The sequence below is a fragment of the Microcoleus sp. T3_B1 genome (genome assembly GCF_036700445.1).
Lineage (GTDB): Bacteria > Cyanobacteriota > Cyanobacteriia > Cyanobacteriales > Microcoleaceae > Microcoleus.
Genome location: NZ_JAUBOX010000059.1, coordinates 7,277 through 22,433, shown reverse-complemented (window position 1 = coordinate 22,433; position 15,157 = coordinate 7,277). Strand labels below are relative to the sequence as shown.

Sequence of the window (15,157 nt, the reverse complement as noted above, 5' to 3'; positions counted from 1 at the left end):
GGACAATGGAAACAGGAAAAAAATCGTTAGGTCATACAATCTCCATGAAAACCGCGAGCAATTCTCAAATCCTGACAATCCAACTGTCTCCTGAAGACAGCGAAAGGCTTTTGGCAGAAGCAAAACGCCGTCGAGTTGATGCGGAAAGCCTAGCCTCTATGCTGCTGCACGATAGCTTAACCGAGCTAAATCCTGTTTCTTTGGCTGATATTAAATCTTTGGAAAAATTGTACAGCTTCCGGGGAGAAACAGAAATATTGCTGTTTCTGGAAAAATATCAATTTTTGATTCCCGTATTGCTGGAAGCAGCAGACAAAATTTGCCATTACTTCCCGGATGCTAAGTTATTTATTGAATGCGTGACTGACCCAGAAGCTGTCGAGGATTCTATGTTAGAATTAGCCATTTGCATGAACGTAACCCCAGAGGAAGCTGTTGACAAACTTAATCAGTTTCAAGATGAGTGGTGGTTAAATTTATCAGATAAAATACGACAGCCACTCTGTCCTATCTTAGAATATCCAGATGACTTTTGAATGGTTAGAATATCTTAATTTAGCTAGAGAACTTGTAGGTAAAGCAACTACCCCCGCAAATGAAGAAGCTAAAGTGCGTGCTGCTATCAGTAGAGCCTACTATGCAGCTTTCATTCAAGCCCGAAACTATTTACGGGATACCGAAGGACTTTCTATTCCAAAGACAGGAGAAGCTCACAGATACGTTCAGGAACAATTCGCTGTCAGTCCCGATCGCACTCGCAAGAAAATAGCAGAAAATTTGAGGTATTTGCGAAGCTATCGCCGAAAAGTAGATTATGATGATGCAGTACCAGGATTATCCGGTATTGCATTAATAGCTATTGGAATCTCCGAGAAAGTAATATCGGATTTGAGTAGTTTGTAAGTATAGAGTCCAGGGTTAAAATATATGATTATCGATCCTAAAAATGTGCCGGAAATAACGGGTTCCAAGTACCCTCAGCAATTTCAATCTGCTGTTTTGGGGAGAGTTAAAAAACGCTTGGGCGATGCTGCCGGATTGCAGAATTTTGGGGTAAATTTGGTGAGGCTGGCACCGGGAAGTTCTTCTGCTCTCAGGCACTGGCATACCCGTCAAGATGAGTTAATCTATGTTCTGGAAGGGGAAGTTACTGTGATTACAAATTCGGGAGAGCAAGTGCTGAAACCGGGTATGGCGGCGGGTTTTCCGGCGGGTGATGCAGACGGACACCATTTAGTCAACCGCACGAATTCAGATGTTGTTTATCTGGAAATTGGCGATCGCACTCCGGGAGATAGTGCCGAATATCCCGATGACGATCTAATTGCCAAAGCTAGCGATAATGGTTGGATTTTTACTCGCAAAAATGGCGAGGTTTATGAGGATTAAAAAATTATGAGTCAAGTGAATCTTTGGACTTCGGCGGAACACGCTTTGTGGTATCTTGCTAAAGCTGATGGAATTCCTCACCGCACTGAAGGTGAAGCGGTTTTGTTGGAGGAAGTGCCGAAAAATGTTAAGCGAATTCTGGATGTGGGTACGGGAGACGGGCGGTTGCTGGGTCTGCTTAAGTGCGATCGACCAAATGTTGAATGTGTGGCGATCGATTTTTCGCCGACAATGCTGGAAAAAGCCAGAATTCGCTTTGCTGATGACCAGAATGTCACGGTAATCGAGCACAATTTTGATGAATCCTTACCGGATTCGGGCAAGTTTGATGCGGTTGTTTCTAGTTTTGCGATTCATCATGTAGCAGACGATCGCAAACGTTCGCTTTACACTGAGATTTTCGCGCTTTTGGAACCGGGAGGCATTTTTTGCAATTTGGAGCACGTAGCGTCACCAACTCCCGCTTTGCACGAGAAATTTCGAGAGGCAATTGGTATTAGCGATTCGCCCGATGATCCGTCTAATAAATTGCTGGATGTCGAAACGCAACTGCGCTGGTTTAGAGAAATTGGTTTTGACGATGTAGACTGCTATTGGAAGTGGCGGGAACTCGCTTTATTAGTTGGGGTGAAACCTGTTTAGAGTATTTCGTGAAATTCCTAGATTAGGTAAGGACACGGCAGTGCCGTGTCCCTACAAATATCGCATACAATCTGTATGACTTGCGTGAATTAATTAAATTAAATCCGGTACTTTAGGTTTGATTCGGCGCTCGTACCAGTTCATTAGCGGGGTGGAAGTAATACCGTGCAAAACCACAGAAATTATGATTGTTGAAAAGGTAATCCAGGCAATTCTTTCCCCTGTTTCGCCTTCCAAACCCTTACCAAAAGCATAGGTAAGATAATAGATAGAACCGACACCACGAATGCCGAACCAGCCATAAAGCCAGCGGTTGGCGGGATGCAAAGGACTGCCGATCGTACTAATCCAAGCTCCCACAGGCCGGATTAAAAAAATCAACAATCCAGCTACTAAGAGGGAGTATCCTCCATAGGCCAACATAGGCTCTAGGCGCAAAAGCGAACCTAATAGTAAAATAGTTGCTACTTCCATTAACTTTTCTATGCGCTCGGTAAAGTGCAGTTGGGAAAGTGGCTTTTCTAGATTGTGGTAACTCCGCTGCACGACAATTCCTGCTACAAAAACTGCGAGAAATCCGTAGCCGTTGACTACTTCTGTGAGGGAATAGGTGAGCAGAATTGTGCACAGAGCAATGAAATCTTCCATTAATTGATCGGCCGGTCGATAGTGTTGGAGCCGGCGATCGATCCAGGTGACGGCTTTAGCTACTAAAATTCCCATAACGATACCTGCGGCGATCGCCCAAATCAAGTCAACTGCTACCCACTGCGAAAACCACTTCGACCAGTTGTTATCTTTTAGCGAATAAATGCCGAAATAAACAAAGGGAAAAGCTAAAGCATCGTTTAAACCGCCTTCCGATGTTAAACCAAAGCGCAATTCATCGCGATCTTTTATATGAGCTAACTGAACTTCTGAGGCCAAAACTGGATCGGTGGGAGCGAGAATTGCTCCGAGTAAAATCGCCGCGCCCCAATCTAATTTCACAAACCAATGACCGATCGCAGCCACAGCAAAAATCGAAATTGGCATTAAAAAACCGATCAGCCGCACTGTGGAATTCCAAGCCCAAAGTTGCAGCGGGCGATTCATTTTTAAGCCGCAACTGAACAGAGAAACAATAACTACAAATTCTGTGAGTCTTTCTAAAAATTGAGCTTCGGGACGCAACTCAATCAGCTTGACGCCGTAGGGCCCCAATCCGATACCGACAACTAGATAAATTAAGGCATAAGACACCGGCATTCGCGAGATCCATCCCGAACCCAAGGTGACGCTCAGCAGGAGGATGCCAATAACTAGCAATTTGAGAATGTAACTATCCACCATAGAGAGCACACTTTTAATCAGGTTTACCAAGTGCGATTCTGACAGATAAAAGCTTCTGCGGCATCCACCACCCGCTAGATTCACATATCCTCCGAAAGTTGCATTTGTTATACCAAATTGTTTATGCTTCTAGCCTGCGGCTGCGGGCTTTGTCTTTGGAACCAGTAAACTCCGTGACTTACAATCGCTCGGAATTGTTTATTGCATTCATCTGACTAATAACTAATAACTAATGACTAATGACTAATGACTGAGGACTAATAATCAATTAGAAAGACCACTTTTTTCGGTAGCAATGATATGCAAATCTACGTGTTTGAGCGATCGCACTAACTGTTGAGTTAAAGAACCCCGCAGCAGCAAATGCCAGCGGGATTGCTGGCTTTCGCCGATCACAATTTGAGTAATGCGATACTGTTTCGCTACCTCCGAAATCGCTTTGGCTATATTATTGCCGTTTACCCGCAAAAATTGCCCGTTAAATTCTTGACAAAGTTTCTCACAAGTTTCAACGTGCAAGCTTTCTGCTTTTGTTAAAAATCGGTCGGGATCGTTGACAAACACAGCATAAAATTGGGCATTCATGTAGCTAGCAATCCTCGCGCCCCGCCGCAGCAGTTGCAAGGAATTCGGATAAGTCGAGATGCACACTAATACTCGTTCGTGAATGTTGCAAGATTGACCTTTTAAAGTTGCTGCCTCGTCTTCAACATTGTCTGCTACTTCTCGCAGGGCAAGTTCTCGCAAAGCAATTAAATGACGGCGCTGGAAAAAGTTTTCTAAAGATTGTTCAATTTTTTCGGGAGCATAAATTTTTCCTTCTAGCAACCTTTCTTCTAAAGTTTCCGGCGTTACATCGACAACGACTATTTCGTCAGCATCTTCGAGGACGCGATCGGGTACTCGCTCTCGCACTACAACTCCGGTAATTCGAGCTACTAAATCGTTGAGGCTTTCTATGTGTTGAATGTTGAGCGTGGAAAAAACATCAATCCCAGCCTTGAGAATTTCTTCGACATCTTGATATCGTTTTTCTCGCAGAGAACCCGGAATGTTGGTATGAGCCAGTTCGTCTATTAATGCTAATTGAGGACGGCGTTCTATGACAGCATCCGTATCCATTTCGTTGAGTATTTTTTCGCCGCGCCGCATTTGTTTTTTGGGAACTATTTCTAGTCCCTCGGCTTTAGCTGCTGTCTCTTTCCGCCCGTGAGTTTCTAACAGTCCAATTACCACATCAATGCCTTCAGATTTGAGCGTGTGTCCTTCTTCCAGCATTCGGAAAGTTTTGCCGACACCGGGGGCCATGCCGATAAATATTTTGTGCTTTCCCCGGCGGGGGGTGCGATCGTAAGTGCGGTTCGGCTGGGCGTAAACCGCGTCTGGATTGTTGGTAAGTTCGCTAGAGTGAATCATAGCTGAGTAGTGGGTTGTCAGTTGTCAGTTGGCAGTTGTCAGTTGGCAGTTGTCAGTTGGCAGTTGTCAGTTGTCTGTTGTCTGTTGTCTGTTGTCTGTTGTCTGTTGCTACAAATAACTAATAACAAATAACAAATAACTCATAACTAATGACTAATGACTAATGACTAATGACTAATGACTACGGACAACTGACTACTGACTGTCAACTATTGTAAACGGTCGAGAGCCAAATTCAGTTTGAGGACGTTAACTCCCGGTTCGCCGAAAATGCCGAGAAATCTGCCATCTGTATTTTTGGCTACCAACATTTCTACTTGATTGAGATTGAGCGATCGCACCGTTGCTATCCGCTGAATTTGCGCCCTAGCTGCCTCTAGGCTAATGTGCGGATCGAGGCTAGAACCAGAGGTGTAGACTAAATCAGCAGTCGGTTTGATACCAGCTTTGTTGAGGCGATCTAATTCAACTTGCACTCCCTGAAAACCCTCTTTCTCATTACCTCGTTTCAGCAACTCCGAGTTACTGGGGGCCAGGTTGCTAGCACCAGAAACGCCTGTTCTTTGACTAACATTTTCTCCCTTTGTCGGATCGTAATTTTCTGTCGCAAAACTGCTGTAATTGGTGGTGCTGGGACGACCCCAAAAATATTTATCTGATCGGAAAGGTTGACCAATTAACGAGGAACCGACTACAACTCCCTGCTTAGTAATTAATAAGCTGCCGTTTGCCTGGGAATTAAAAGCAATTTGACCGATTGCTAGCAAGATTAAAGGGTAAATAATGGCTGTAATTCCCCACAAAACCAGGGTAAGGCGAATGGCTCTAATTATTTCTCTCATAAATTACCTCGCTCGGTTATTTGCTAAGGGTTAATTATTGACTAAAATCTTTCCGGCTGAAAGATGACTACAAACAAGTAAATAGAAAGGGCGATAATCACCAAACCCAGGAGACTTAAACCCCAGACAGCTTTTCGGGTCAAATCTTCGCCCGCCGCCGCGTATACAGCGGGGGCAATTATAGCATTGAAACACATTACTAGAAATAGCTGTACCGGGATTGGGTGGCGCTGCCAAAGCATTTGTGCTAACTCAATAATTTGTTGGAAATCTCTGGGAAAAATATCATTCAGCAAATCATTCCGTTTCATGAATTCTCCTTATTTTGGGAATAAATATCTGTCTTTCTATTGGATGATTTTTTGGAAAAAATCGAGGCAGAGCCTCTGGATCTGCGTTCCTCGGCAGAGCCGGGGAACGAGAATCATCCGTTACATTCCTCGACCGATCCGTTGCCGAACTTCTCTTATGCTAGCCCAACGGCGGCTATCAAAATATCAATAATTTTGATAGCAATAAACGGTGCGACGGCTCCTCCCAATCCGTAGATTAAAATGTTCCGCTGCAACAGTTTATTGGCGCTCAAAGGTCGAAACTTGACACCTGTTAATGCTAGTGGAATCAAAGCGGGAATAATCAGAGCATTGTAAATTAATGCCGACAAAACTGCCGATTGACCGCTGGCTAAACCCATGACGTTTAAAGCGCCAACAGGGGCAAATATTGCCGGAATAATTGCAAAATATTTGGCAATGTCGTTCGCTAGCGAAAACGTAGTCAGCGCGCCGCGAGTAATCAGCAATTGTTTGCCAATTGTAACTAAGTCAATTAGTTTGGTGGGGTCGGAATCTAAGTCCACCATGTTAGCGGCTTCTTTCGCGGCTTGGGTTCCAGAATTCATCGCGAGTCCTACGTTTGCCTGGGCTAGTGCGGGTGCGTCGTTGGTTCCGTCTCCCGTCATTGCTACTAATTTGCCTTCTGCTTGTTGCTGGCGAATTACATCGATTTTGTCCTCGGGAGTTGCTTCGGCAATGAAGTCGTCAACGCCTGCTTCATCGGCAATTACTGATGCTGTAATTCGGTTATCTCCGGTGAGCATTATTGTGCGGATGCCCATTTTTCGCAGTTGGTCAAACCGATCGCGAATTCCCGGTTTGATGACATCTTTCAAATAGATAATGCCATAGGTGTCGCTGCCTTGACAAACAGCTAAGGGCGTGCCTCCCAAGCGCGAAACTCGCTCGTAAGCTGCATCGAGATCCGGCCCAAAATTGCCACCGCGCGATCGCACAAAACCCTTCACCGCATCCACCGCACCCTTGCGAACCTCCGTCCCATCGGGCAAATCCGTGCCAGACATCCGCGTTTTTGCGGAAAAATCAAGCCCCGTGGCGTTGGTGCGATCGAAATTTACCTGTGCGCCCAAATTCTGAGCCAAACGGACGATCGACTTTCCCTCTGGAGTATCGTCAAACAGGCTAGCAGCAAGGGCTACACTCGCAACCTCCTCCAGCGAGTGACCGTTTACCGGAATGAACTCCTCAGCTAAACGGTTCCCCAGCGTGATCGTCCCCGTTTTGTCCAAAATCAGCGTATTCACGTCGCCGCAAGCCTCCACGGCGCGTCCAGAGGTCGCTATCACGTTAAACTGAGCGACGCGATCCATGCCCGCAATGCCGATCGCGCTCAGCAAACCGCCGATCGTCGTCGGGATCAGCGCCACCAGCAGCGAAATCAGCGTCACCACGCCCACGGGAGTTTTCACATAACTTGCGATCGGCGGAATCGTCGATACCACTATCAAAAACACCAGAGTCAGCACCGCCAGCAGAACCGTCAGCGCGATCTCGTTGGGCGTTTTCGACCTTTCGGCCCCCTCCACCAGCGCGATCATCCTGTCCAAAAACCCCTTACCTGGGTCAGCCATCACCCGCAGCGTCAATTCGTCGGAAAGGATGCGCGTACCGCCGGTGACGGAACTGGCGATGTCCGAACCCGGTTCCTTGAGCACCGGCGCGGATTCGCCAGTGATCGCAGATTCATCTACCGAGGCGACGCCTGCAATCACTTCGCCGTCGGAAGGAATGACATCGCCCGCGATCACTTTAATTTGGTCGCCGCGTCTCAGGGATGTCGAACTAACTTCTTGAATTGAACCGTCTGGTAGGAGTTTGCGGGCTGTCGTGTCTGCTTTGGTCGATCGCAGCGCATCTGCTTGGGCTTTGCCGCGCCCTTCGGCCACCGCTTCGGCAAAATTAGCAAATACCAAAGTGAAGAACAAAATTAACGTCACTAAGCCGTTAAAAACTACCTGATTTTTGCCTAAAACCGGGCCGAACAGCGTGGGGTCGATCGTTAAAAGTGCAGTCACAATTGTGCCTATCCACACCACAAACATCACCGGATTTTTTAGCATCACCCGCGGGTTTAGCTTGACAAAAGCTTCTTTAAAAGCTCTTTGATAAAGGCCTTTAGTATTTGCTTTCGGCGTGTGCTTGCGAGACTCGCGAGAGCCTCTGGGAGGTTTTTTTGGGGAATCGGGAGTAGGGGATGAGGTCATGTCGATTGGGGATTTTAATGAACCGCAGAGAACACAGAGAACACAGAGAAAGAGAAGAGTGAGGTTGAGGATTTTCGCTACTGAGGGGGAGGAGTTGGTGTTGTGGGTACAGCTATTGATGCTGGTTCAAACTTGCCGCTGCTAATTTCATATCCTTCGGCAATTGGCCCTAATGCCAAAACTGGGAAAAATGTCAGTGCGCCTAGAATTAAGATTACTCCTGCGGTTACGCTAGTGAACAAAACTGAATCGGTTCTGAGAGTGCCTGTTGTTTCGGGAACCAGTTGTTTGTTTGTCATGCTGTCAGCTAAAAGCAGCAGGGCAATAATTGGAATGTAGCGCCCTAACAGGAGGCTAAAACAGGTGCTTAAATTCCACCAAAGTCCTGTCGGGGCGGGTTGAGAGTCGGTCAATCCTTCTAAGCCGGAACCGTTGTTAGCTGCCGCTGAAGCGTATTCGTACATTACCTGGGAAATGCCGTGAAATCCGGGGTTGCTGATGCCGCTCAAACTGTCGGTAAATGCGAGGGTAATTGCACCGGGGATTAAAACTGCGATCGGGTGGATTAATAAAACAACGCTGGCTAAAACAATTTCCCGTTTCTCAATTTTGCGTCCCAAAAATTCCGGCGTTCTCCCCACCATCAATCCCGTGAGAAACACGCTCAAAATTGAGTAAATAAACAAGTAAGCCGTTCCCGTTCCCTGTCCGCCCCAAACGATTTGCAGAAACAAATTAAACAGAGTAGCAAAACCAGCGGGAGGCATTAAAGAATCGTGCATCCCGTTGACAGCGCCGCACATTGTGCCTGTCGTAGTCACCGCCCACAGTGCAGTCTCTGCCCAACCAAACCTAACTTCTTTGCCTTCTAAATTTGGCTGCTGCGCGCCCAGTAAATTATTAATTTGAGGGTTGCCGCTGTACTCGCCAAATGCTGCAATGCCAATCAAAATTACATAGATGGCAAACACCATCCAAAAAATCAGCCATCCCTGCTTTTTGTTATTGGCAAATCGACCGTAAGTGTGAATCATAGCTGCTGGTATAGAAACCATTGCTAGTGTTTCCAGCAGGTTGGTAAAAGGATTGGGATTTTCAAAGGGGTGAGCCGAGTTCATGGCAAAAAATCCGCCGCCATTTTCTCCCAGTTGTTTGATGCTTTCAAAGTGAGCTACTGGCCCGCGAGCTATTACTTGCGTGCCGCCTTCTAAGGTACGGGCAACTGCCGGCCCTGCTAGGGTTTCCGGCACTCCAGACATTAGCAAAAGTAAGGCAATTATTAAAGAAATCGGTAGCAGAATCCTGGTAATTGATTGAATTAAATCGATGTAAAAGTTGCCCAATGGACGACCTGTTAAGCCCCGAATAAAGGCAATGCCTACTGCTAAACCCGTGGCGGCTGAGGTAAACATTAAAAAACCCAGAGTTAACTGGGATAGATAACTGAATGTTGTCTCGCTGGAGTAATGCTGTTGGTCGGTATTTGTGAGGAATGAAATAGTTGTGTGCAGCGCAGTATCCCAGGTTGGGGTACTTAAGCCGGTGGCATTTAAAGGCAGCACTCCTTGAAGCATGAAAATTAGGAAAACAAATATGCCCATTGCTGCATTGCTGTAGAGTAAAGATCGCGCATATTGCCAACCTGTCATCGAATCTACATACCGGATATTGCTGGCTTTATAGATAATTTGTTCTAGGGGTTTAATAGCGGGGTCGAGAATGGTTGCTTCTCCCATGTACACCCGCGCCATGTAATTACCAAAAATAGGGGCGATCGCTACTACAATGATTAGCGTTAATACGATTTGAATTAATCCTTCAAGCATAACTGAGCCAATACTTTCTTAAAAGTGCAATCTGCTTTTAACAATCAATATACTTGCCGTTAGGATTTTTGATAATCAGCCCGCAGGTATAAGTTGCCGTTTACCCGTTATGCTTATATGCTTAGCTGCTATATATTTTCACTGATAGACAAATGTTTAAATATTTTGCACTATCTATGCTTGCAGATATAGATGTTATCTAAACGCTTGTTTTTGCGTCATAGTAGACAAAATTTTGGCGAATAAAAACCGCAGGGATAAGGCAGAGAGTAAAGTGTAAATATAAAATATAAAATGGATGGATAAAGGATGTTAAACAGCTTATTGAAAATCACAGACAACCAGGCAATTCAAGAGAAGTATTTGCGGGGCAGGTGGTCGATCGCAATTTTATTGGCGATCGTTGTAGTGCTGGAATTTACTACACCGTCGGAGTATCTGTTTGGGTATTTGTACACAGGGCCGATTTTACTGGCAAATTCGCGCTTGAGTCGGTTGGGTAAGTTGCAAATTACACTGGTATCGGCAGCTTTGACGCTGTTAAATTTGTTTTTTCCTCCTGGAGAAACGATCGCCCTAGCAACTGTAGCAAATAGATCGATCGCAGTCATGGCTTTAGGGGTGACGGGATATTTGAGCGATCGCAACCAGCAGTACCAAGAGACGATCGCGATCGCTAAAGCTGAGTTGCAGTCGCAGCAGCAGCTAGCAAGCATCCGAGAAGATTTTGTCTCTACTTTGAGTCACGACTTGAAAACGCCGATGCTGGGGGCTATAGAAACAATTAAAGCTTTTCAGTCAGCAAAATTTGGGAATGTCACCGCCAGTCAGCAAAAAGTTCTCGAAACAATGGCGCGATCACACAAAATGTCACTACAATTAGTAGAAACGCTGCTGGATGTTTACCGCAATGATGCCGAAGGTTTAAAACTGCAACTTGCGCCGGTAAATTTAGTAGCTTTGGCAGAAGAAGTAATCGCAACACTCATCCATTTGTCGGCGGCGCGCCGGGTTTACATTAGTATGAGTTACGGAGAGTCAGATTTCCGTCGTTCTTTGTGGGTAAATGGCGATGCGGTGCAACTCCAGCGCGTTTTTGTTAATTTGCTAACAAACGGCATCAACCATTCTCCTCGCGGTGGCAAGGTAGAAATAATCATGGAATCTTATTCGAGTTTTCAGGTGGTGAAAGTTATCGATAGCGGGTTAGGAATTACCGCCGATGAACTGCCCCACTTGTTCGAGCGTTTTTATCAAGGGCACAGCGATCGGCAAGCCAAAGGATCGGGATTGGGGTTATACTTGTCTCGCCAAATTATTGACGCCCACGGCGGTATAATTTGGGCAGAAAATAAGTTGCCACACGGTGCTTTATTTGGATTCCGACTCCCTGCTATCCCACAGAAATGAAACCAGCTTATCCATTACGAATTCTCCTAGTTGAAGACGACGAACTGTTTCGGTTGGGGCTGCAAACCAGGTTGCAGCAAGAAAGTTGCTTGCAAGTAATTGCCGAGGCAGAAGATGGCGAAACAGCAGTAGAATTGACTCAGGAATACTTACCAGATGTGGTAGTTCTCGATGTCGGTTTGCCGGGAATTGGCGGTATTGAAGCGTGCCGCCAAATTAAAGATCGACATCCAGCAATTCCGGTTTTAATTTTAACATCTCATTCTCAAAAATCCTTAATTGAAAGATTAATTGCAGCGGGAGCTCAGGGCTATTGCCTTAAGGGAATTGCGGCGGAAACTTTGGTTTTGGCAATTCGATCGATAGCAGCGGGTGCTTCGTGGTGGGATAAGGCGGCAACTGCGGAAATTCGGGCAGTTTTTGCTAATCCTGAACCTGTGAAAGTTGGGTCAAAATGGGAAGTTTTGGAAAATCCGCTGACGAAGCGAGAACAGGAAATCTTGGCTTTAGTTGCGGGGGGGAAAAGCAATCAGGAAATTGCACAAATATTGTACATTGCTCCGGGGACTGTGCGGGTTCATGTGCACGCGATTTTGCAAAAGTTAGAAGTGCGCGATCGCACTCAAGCAGCAGTGCTTGCTATTCAGAAAGGATTGGTAGCAGAAGAGCTTTTAGCGATCGAACCCTAAAAAAGCGAGTTGTGTACTGGAATTGTCGGTTTTTTAAAGGAATTATTGGCTAAACCCGCCCCTATCAAGAGGCTTCTGTTGCAGGCTCACGGGAAATTAGTATTCGTCTTGATTGTTAATTTTACTCATGACATTTAATTTTTGAATTTGCTAAGCTAGACAGGCCTTAATTTTCCTACCGTCATCTAACCAAAGGTGTATTATGCCAAATTTTATCAGTTCAGTTTTTAGTTCGATCGCCTTTCTCGACTCTGCCCTTCCCGACAGCCAAACTCTCCACAATGGCATCGCAGCGGGGACAGAAGTTATTACCCTCGATGCGGCGCGGGATGGAGTAGAACAAATCACGGCAGCACTAGCAAGTCGCAGCAATATTAAAAGCATTCATATTATCTCCCACGGCCGCCCCGCGAGTTTACTGCTAGGCGCGATCGATCTAAACTTGACAAATTTAAAAACTTATGCTAACCAATTGCAGCGTTGGTGGCGATCGCTGGCAGACAGTGGAGAGATTTTGCTGTACGGGTGCGAGGTAGCGGCGGGGGAAAAGGGCGCTAACTTTGTGCAGCAACTGAGTCAGCTAACCCAGGCAAAAATTGCTGCTTCTAGATCGCCGATCGGCAGTTCGGCTATGGGCGGAGATTGGGAATTAGATTATACAACAGGAGCCGTGTCATCTGGGTTGGCGATCGGGCCAGCCACAATGGCCGCTTATGAATATGTGTTCGGTCTGCAATTTTTGGGAGAAGAACAAATTTCGGCCACTACAAATTTTGAAGGAACCAAGGTAGGTGGACTGTCTGGCCTTACCTACGCGGGAAACAACACTTACTACGCTATCTCCGACGGCCGCAATACTGGTGGCAGTCCCGATCCGTCTCGCTTTTACACCGTCACTATACCGAATGTGAGTTCGGGTAGCTTGGCAACAGGAGGAGTGGTTTTTGCAGGCGTGACACAGATTGGCAGTCCGCCTCCCTTTGCACCAGATACATCGGATACAGAGGGCATTGGCTTCATCGGTGGCAATGTTTTCGTCTCTTCTGAAGGAAATTTCTCGACAAATACCCAGCCTTTTATCAATAAATTCGACATTGCAACCGGAGTTCAAAACCTAGCACTGGCTATTCCTTCTCCCAAATACGAGGTATCAGCAAATCCTGCCAGCGGCATCCGCAACAATCAAGGTTTTGAAAGTCTGACGATTACTCCCAGTCAAAGTTTTCTGTTTACAGCAACAGAAAATGCTCTCGAACAAGACGGCCCTGCTTCAGGTACAACGGCTACCATTGGCACGCGATCGCGAATTTTAAGATATAACTTAACCACAAACACCGCAGACGGAGAATTTCTTTACAACACCGATCCGCGCAACGGCATTTCAGAAATGCTGGCAGTTGATGATAATACGCTGCTGGTTCTCGAACGTTTTTTCAGCCCAGCTACACTGCAAGGCGATGTGAAGCTTTATCAAATTTCTTTAACGGGTGCGACTGACATTCAAAGCAATATTGGCTTGACTGCTTCTGGTGTTGCTGGCATTACACCGGTATCAAAAACTCTGATTGCTGATTTCCCAAAAACTTCTGGCTTTCCGCTAAACAATTTTGAAGGGATGACATTTGGACCTTCTCAAACAACTGGGAAGCGATCGCTTATTCTTGTCAGCGACAACAATTTTGGCTCCTTCTTTTTGCTCCCCACCGCAGTCGCAGCGTTTGCAGCCAACAACGCACCTGTACTCAACAACAGCCTAACGCCGATACTAACACCCATTAAGGTAGATGTACCTCCTGCCAGCAACACCGGCACTTTAGTTTCTGCTTTAATTGCAGATGCAGTTACAGATCCCGACACCGCCGACACTCAAGGAATTGCTGTCACGGCGACAGACAAGACTAACGGCAGTTGGGAATATTCAACTGATAGCGGTGCGACTTGGACGGCATTCGGCACCCCGTCAACAGCAGCAGCGAGACTGCTAGCAGGCAATGCCAGCATCCGCTTTGTTCCCAATGCTGGCTACAACGGCACTGCCAATATCACTTATCAGGCATGGGATGGAACGACAACAAATTCTGGCACCACTACTACCTTCACGAACGGCGGGACGGGTGATATTTCTGCTCCCAGCAGTATGGGGGGGTTAGCAGCTTTCAGTACAGCCAGCGAGACAGCAACAATTACCGTCGATACGATCCTGCCTGCTGCTTCCAATCTAGCCGCTGGCAACATTCTCGTCGCAGGCGGCACTACAAAAACTTTTACGGTAGACTACAGCGACAACTTTGCTGTCAACAGCAGCAGTTTGGATAATTCAGACATCCGGGTGACTGGGCCCAACGGATTTAACCAATTAGCGACACTGGTAAGCTTTACCCCAACTGGCAACGGCACTCTTCGTACCGCAACCTATGAAATTACCGCGCCCGATGGCAGTTGGGATTTAGATGACAATGGGGATTATGCGATCGCAATCGAATCGGGCCAAGTTAGCGATATCAATAATAACTTTGTCGCAGCCAGCAACTTGGGAAGCTTTAATGTCAATATTCCCAACCCAGGCAGTTTTAATTTTAGTGCTGCCAATTACGAGATCGGTGAAAGCGGGGGTTTTGCGACAATTACCGTGACTCGGACAAGCAATACTAATGTGGCGGCTGATATCAGCTACAGCACTTCCGACGGGACTGCTAATGCAGGCAGTGACTACACGGCAACATCAGGAATCTTAAACTTTGCGATCGGGGCAACAAGCAAAACTTTTACGATTCCAATTAACGATGACACCTTAGTAGAGGAAAGTGAGATTGTTGCGCTTAGTCTGAATAATCCCACAAACGGTGCGAGTGTGGGAGCGCAAAGTACGGCGAATTTGACAATTTTAGATAACGATGTAGCACCAACTCCGACTCCGACAACTCCGACTCCGACAACTCCGACTCCGACAACTCCGACTCCGACAAGTCCAACGCCGACAAGTCCAACGCCGACAAGTCCAACGCCGACAAGTCCAACGCCGACAAGTCCAACGCCGACAAGTCCAACGCC

General features: G+C 46.5%; 13 protein-coding genes. 7 read left to right on the top strand and 6 right to left on the bottom strand.

Features of this window, described 5'->3' with window-relative positions:
- Positions 1 to 5: 5 nt before the first annotated feature.
- Genes QT990_RS25145 through QT990_RS25130 form a run of 4 tightly spaced genes read left to right on the top strand, consistent with a single transcriptional unit; the run spans position 6 to position 2,031 of the window.
- Positions 6 to 536, top strand: coding sequence for a hypothetical protein (locus QT990_RS25145; RefSeq protein WP_333144950.1), 531 nt, complete (start codon positions 6 to 8; stop codon positions 534 to 536).
- Positions 526 to 903, top strand: coding sequence for a HEPN domain-containing protein (locus QT990_RS25140; RefSeq protein ID WP_333144951.1), 378 nt, complete (start codon positions 526 to 528; stop codon positions 901 to 903). Before QT990_RS25145 ends, QT990_RS25140 begins: the two co-directional genes overlap by 11 nt.
- Before the next feature lie 24 nt (positions 904 to 927).
- Positions 928 to 1,389 (top strand): cupin domain-containing protein, encoded by a 462-nt coding sequence (locus QT990_RS25135; RefSeq protein WP_333144952.1) that lies wholly within the window; start codon positions 928 to 930, stop codon positions 1,387 to 1,389.
- Positions 1,390 to 1,395: 6 nt separating this feature from the next.
- Positions 1,396 to 2,031 (top strand): class I SAM-dependent methyltransferase, encoded by a 636-nt coding sequence (locus QT990_RS25130; protein ID WP_333144953.1) that lies wholly within the window; start codon positions 1,396 to 1,398, stop codon positions 2,029 to 2,031.
- Positions 2,032 to 2,124: 93 nt separating this feature from the next.
- Here QT990_RS25130 and QT990_RS25125 read toward each other — a convergent pair whose 3' ends face one another.
- The 6 genes from QT990_RS25125 to kdpA form a co-directional block, all read right to left on the bottom strand.
- Positions 2,125 to 3,363, bottom strand: coding sequence for a sodium:proton antiporter (locus QT990_RS25125; RefSeq protein ID WP_333144954.1), 1,239 nt, complete (start codon positions 3,361 to 3,363; stop codon positions 2,125 to 2,127).
- 264 nt (positions 3,364 to 3,627) lie between these two features.
- Positions 3,628 to 4,779 carry a universal stress protein gene (locus QT990_RS25120; RefSeq protein WP_333144956.1) on the bottom strand — a complete coding sequence of 384 codons (1,152 nt, stop codon included), beginning with the start codon at positions 4,777 to 4,779 and terminating at the stop codon, positions 3,628 to 3,630.
- Between the two features lie 209 nt (positions 4,780 to 4,988).
- The gene (gene kdpC / locus QT990_RS25115) at positions 4,989 to 5,621 is read right to left on the bottom strand and encodes a K(+)-transporting ATPase subunit C (RefSeq protein WP_333144958.1); all 633 of its coding nucleotides are present in this window, start codon (positions 5,619 to 5,621) and stop codon (positions 4,989 to 4,991) included.
- Positions 5,622 to 5,662: 41 nt separating this feature from the next.
- Positions 5,663 to 5,932 (bottom strand): K(+)-transporting ATPase subunit F, encoded by a 270-nt coding sequence (gene kdpF / locus QT990_RS25110; RefSeq protein WP_333144959.1) that lies wholly within the window; start codon positions 5,930 to 5,932, stop codon positions 5,663 to 5,665.
- A gap of 155 nt (positions 5,933 to 6,087) precedes the next feature.
- The gene (gene kdpB, locus QT990_RS25105; protein ID WP_333144960.1) at positions 6,088 to 8,181 is read right to left on the bottom strand and encodes a potassium-transporting ATPase subunit KdpB; all 2,094 of its coding nucleotides are present in this window, start codon (positions 8,179 to 8,181) and stop codon (positions 6,088 to 6,090) included.
- Between the two features lie 77 nt (positions 8,182 to 8,258).
- Positions 8,259 to 10,007: a potassium-transporting ATPase subunit KdpA gene (gene kdpA, locus QT990_RS25100; protein ID WP_333144961.1), complete on the bottom strand. Its 1,749-nt coding sequence runs from the start codon at positions 10,005 to 10,007 to the stop codon at positions 8,259 to 8,261.
- 309 nt (positions 10,008 to 10,316) lie between these two features.
- Here kdpA and QT990_RS25095 point away from each other — a divergent pair, with 309 nt between their 5' ends.
- The 3 genes from QT990_RS25095 to QT990_RS25085 form a co-directional block, all read left to right on the top strand.
- Complete coding sequence (locus QT990_RS25095; RefSeq protein WP_333144962.1) at positions 10,317 to 11,417, top strand: HAMP domain-containing sensor histidine kinase; 1,101 nt, start codon at positions 10,317 to 10,319, stop codon at positions 11,415 to 11,417.
- Positions 11,414 to 12,106 carry a response regulator transcription factor gene (locus QT990_RS25090; RefSeq protein ID WP_333144963.1) on the top strand — a complete coding sequence of 231 codons (693 nt, stop codon included), beginning with the start codon at positions 11,414 to 11,416 and terminating at the stop codon, positions 12,104 to 12,106. Before QT990_RS25095 ends, QT990_RS25090 begins: the two co-directional genes overlap by 4 nt.
- A 202-nt stretch (positions 12,107 to 12,308) precedes the next feature.
- Positions 12,309 to 15,157 (top strand): esterase-like activity of phytase family protein (locus tag QT990_RS25085; RefSeq protein WP_333465888.1); only part of this gene is annotated, 2,849 nt, incomplete at its 3' end.

Bases quoted from the DNA above. Each gene is read 5' to 3' on its own strand.
- QT990_RS25140 (WP_333144951.1), top strand. From the start codon at position 526: ATGACTTTTGAATGGTTAGAATATCTTAATTTAGCTAGAGAACTTGTA.
- kdpA (WP_333144961.1), bottom strand. From the start codon at position 10,007: ATGCTTGAAGGATTAATTCAAATCGTATTAACGCTAATCATTGTAGTA.
- QT990_RS25125 (WP_333144954.1), bottom strand. From the start codon at position 3,363: ATGGTGGATAGTTACATTCTCAAATTGCTAGTTATTGGCATCCTCCTG.
- kdpB (WP_333144960.1), bottom strand. From the start codon at position 8,181: ATGACCTCATCCCCTACTCCCGATTCCCCAAAAAAACCTCCCAGAGGC.
- QT990_RS25135 (WP_333144952.1), top strand. From the start codon at position 928: ATGATTATCGATCCTAAAAATGTGCCGGAAATAACGGGTTCCAAGTAC.
- QT990_RS25095 (WP_333144962.1), top strand. From the start codon at position 10,317: ATGTTAAACAGCTTATTGAAAATCACAGACAACCAGGCAATTCAAGAG.
- kdpF (WP_333144959.1), bottom strand. From the start codon at position 5,932: ATGAAACGGAATGATTTGCTGAATGATATTTTTCCCAGAGATTTCCAA.
- QT990_RS25130 (WP_333144953.1), top strand. From the start codon at position 1,396: ATGAGTCAAGTGAATCTTTGGACTTCGGCGGAACACGCTTTGTGGTAT.
- kdpC (WP_333144958.1), bottom strand. From the start codon at position 5,621: ATGAGAGAAATAATTAGAGCCATTCGCCTTACCCTGGTTTTGTGGGGA.
- QT990_RS25120 (WP_333144956.1), bottom strand. From the start codon at position 4,779: ATGATTCACTCTAGCGAACTTACCAACAATCCAGACGCGGTTTACGCC.
- QT990_RS25145 (WP_333144950.1), top strand. From the start codon at position 6: ATGGAAACAGGAAAAAAATCGTTAGGTCATACAATCTCCATGAAAACC.
- QT990_RS25090 (WP_333144963.1), top strand. From the start codon at position 11,414: ATGAAACCAGCTTATCCATTACGAATTCTCCTAGTTGAAGACGACGAA.